At 62.3% G+C, this 1489-nt stretch carries 1 protein-coding gene; it reads right to left on the bottom strand.

Annotated features, from left to right (window positions below):
• Nucleotides 1-11: 11 nt before the first annotated feature.
• Nucleotides 12-1361, bottom strand: coding sequence for an IS4 family transposase (locus KVP70_RS32995; protein WP_217946664.1), 1350 nt, complete (start codon nt 1359-1361; stop codon nt 12-14).
• Nucleotides 1362-1489: the final 128 nt, after the last annotated feature.

The following is a 1489-nucleotide window of genomic DNA, read 5'->3' as shown; positions in this document are numbered from 1 at the left end:
AACCCACGCCGTTATACACAATTCTTGGCGTTGGCCCGGTCTCGTAATTTCCCCATTGTTTTCGCGGCGACGTAGATCTCTTTCATGCCAAGCCAGATGGTCTTGACGCCGGGTTCGCCGTCGCTTTTCCGGCCGAGGAATCCCCCCAGTCGGGCGACCAGTCGTAGCACATCGTTGAGCCTGGGTTTGTCCGGAACATCGTGATCATTCAACAGGTAAGCACTATGAATCTCGTCGGGGTCGAAGAACAGCGCGGCATCAAGGTCGGGGCAGGTTCGACCACTGCGCATCAGGTAGGCGATCCGCCAGGCGACGACCATGAACAGGGCCAGCGCGCGTTCGAGTTTCTCGATCGTACCCAGTTGCAGCGCCTCGACGCGGCAGGCGTTTTTCAGCACGTCGAACAGCATTTCGATTTCCCATCGGGCGCGGTACCAGTCGATCAAGACGACGACCTCGCGGTCGTTGGCCACCGTGCGGTTCGTCAACAGGCGCCATTCGACCGGCGTGGCGCCTGGCGGCGCGCCGACTTCGCGCGCGACGATGCACGTGGCCGTTACCGTCGCCCCTTTGCCCGCAGGCAGTTCGAGGCGCAGTGCCCACAGTTGCTGGCGCACTGGACGGGCCTTCACGTCCTTGCGCGCTGGCATCTGGAAGGTGATTTCACCCAACGGCACCCCCTCGGTGGTGCGCGCCCAGAGCTTGTCGCCTTCGGGCAGACAGCGGTTGTGCTTGGCACGCACCAGCCAGTCGGCCGGCGTGCCCAGTTGCTGGGCCCGGGCCATCAACGGCATCAGATCGGCTTCGCGGTCGGCCACGTACACCAAGCGCGTGTCGGCAAGCGCGGGCGCCATCTCAGCGATGCGCTCGTAGCCCTCGATCCAGCGCAGGCTTTCCTTCGGGCCGCCGCGCTGGCCGTCCTCATTCTTCAGCGTACGCGCCCACATCCACGCGTTCAGCACGCCCAGCGGCGCGCGCTCGGGCGTCACGGCGTAGGTTGGATGCACGTACATGCCGCGCTGAGCTTCGTAGCTCAGCGGCCCCAGTCCCTTGGTCTCCTGGCCGTTGAAGTCCAATTCTGTCGTGTCTTCCAAGCACAGAACCACGGGGTGAGCCGTCATGCGCTGATGTGTCTGTTGCCAGTGCGGCTCCATCAGCGTGCGCCAGTCGACGCTGTCGTTGTCGAAGAAACGATACGCCGCCACCGTCTCGCTCCAGCCCAGGCTGGCCTTCGGGATGCTCGCCATCGGATCGGCCGCAAATCGTTCCATCAGTATCCTCGCTCGCTTGTTCAGGCGTGCATCACCCAAGTCCAGCTGTTCAAACTCCGTTGCTGCCCAGTGCGTCGACGCGGTCGCCAATTGATTTATCCAAAAGACGAGAGTAAACGCGAAAACGGCAAAGTTTACAAGGGCTGCCGCAACTCATTGAATGTAAACGGCTTTTTCAGCCAGTCGCTCGACGCTCAGGACTTGTGTATAACGGCGTG

The organism is Duganella violaceipulchra, assembly GCF_019166075.1.
Classification (GTDB): Bacteria; Pseudomonadota; Gammaproteobacteria; order Burkholderiales; family Burkholderiaceae_D; genus Rugamonas; species Rugamonas violaceipulchra.
The sequence above is the reverse complement of the archived record's forward strand: the minus strand, read 5'-3'. Positions and strand labels throughout refer to the sequence as shown.